The following is a 1,475-nucleotide window of genomic DNA, read 5'->3' on the forward strand; positions in this document are numbered from 1 at the left end:
TCTGCGCTATGACGGCGTGGGCGAGCTGCGTTCGCTGGAAACGGTCGGCGCTCCGGTTGCCGGTGCGGCGGAGCGCGCACGGCGCAGCACCCGCTTCGAACGCGACAGTATGGGGCGGCTCCTGTCGCAGGCCACGGCCACCGCCTTGACCAGCTATACGTGGGACGACGGCGACCGCCTGCTTGCCGCCGAACGCATTCCGAGCGGCACCGGCACCGCACTGGGTATCAAGCCCGACAGCGTGCGCTTCACCTACGACCAGGCCGGCCGCCTCGTCGCCGAGCATGGCGCCAACGGCACGGTCGACTACACGCTGGACGAGCTCGACAACCTGACGAGCCTGGGCCTGCCGCATGGTCCGCGGATCGACACCCTCGCCTACGGCTCCGGCCACGTGCACCAGATCCGCAGCGGCGAGCGCGTCATCAGCGACTTCGAGCGCGACGAGCTGCACCGCGAAGTGCGGCGCACCCAGGGCAGGATCAGCCAGCGCAGCGGCTACGACCTGCTCGGCCGGCGTACGTGGCAGGCAGCCGGCGCGGCGGCGGAGTCGGATCTGCCCGGGGCGGGGCAAGGCCGGCTGTGGCGCAGCTACCGCTACTATCCGTCGGGAGAGCTGGCCGAACTGCGCGACAGCGTGCGCGGGGCAATTGTGTTTGGCTACGACCCGGCGGGCAATCTGCTGCAGCAGAGGCGTACTCTTGATGGTAGCCAGGAACGGTTTGCCTGGGACGCTGCGGGAAATCTGCTGGACGACATCTCGCGTAAAAGCCGCGGGCATGTGACGGGCAACCGGCTGCGGGTGTGGCAGGACCTGCGTTTCGATTACGACCCGTGGGGCAACCTGAGCAAGAAGCGCAAGGGTGCGCATCAGGTGCAGGAGTTCGTGTTTGATGCGGAAGACCGGCTGATCGCGGTGAGTACGCGCTCGCCGCATGGTGTCGTGGAGAATCACTTCGATTACGACGCACTGGGACGGCGTATCGGTGTGACGGAAACAAGCCGCGCGCATGACGGTTCGGCGCGCACCGAGCGCAAGCGTTTTGTCTGGCAGGGCTTGCGCATGGTGCAGGAAGTGCGATCGAGTGGCTACAGCACCTATGTGTACAGCCCGGATGAAGAGTACACGCCGCTGGCCAGGGTCGATGCAGCGACCGGTATCCCAACGTCAGGCAATACAACCGGCGCCGCGACAATCGGGTCGCGGGTGCTCTACTTCCATACTGACCTTGTCGGTACGCCGCTTGAAGTGACCGATGAGGCTGGAGAGCTTGCATGGGCTGGGAAGTACTCGGCGTGGGGAAAGGTCGAGCGAGGCGAAGACGTTGCCTTATTGCCGAAGATCGAACAGGCATTGCGCTATCCGGGGCAGTATGCCGATCAGGGCACGGGGCTGCACTACAATACTTTCAGGTATTACGATCCTGATATCGGTCGATATATTAGCCAGGATCCGATCGGACTTGATGGTGGCA

The 1,475-nt window shown here is 64.9% G+C and carries 1 protein-coding gene; it reads left to right on the forward strand.

All coding sequences use genetic code 11. The features are described 5' to 3' along the window. On the forward strand, positions 1 to 1,475 hold a 1,475-nt coding region (locus LCI23_RS07600), incomplete at both ends, for an RHS repeat-associated core domain-containing protein (protein ID WP_224945838.1).

Origin of the sequence: Massilia sp. MS-15 (assembly GCF_020176695.1) — a bacterium.
In the GTDB taxonomy this organism is placed as follows: Bacteria; Pseudomonadota; Gammaproteobacteria; order Burkholderiales; family Burkholderiaceae_D; genus Telluria; species Telluria hydrophila.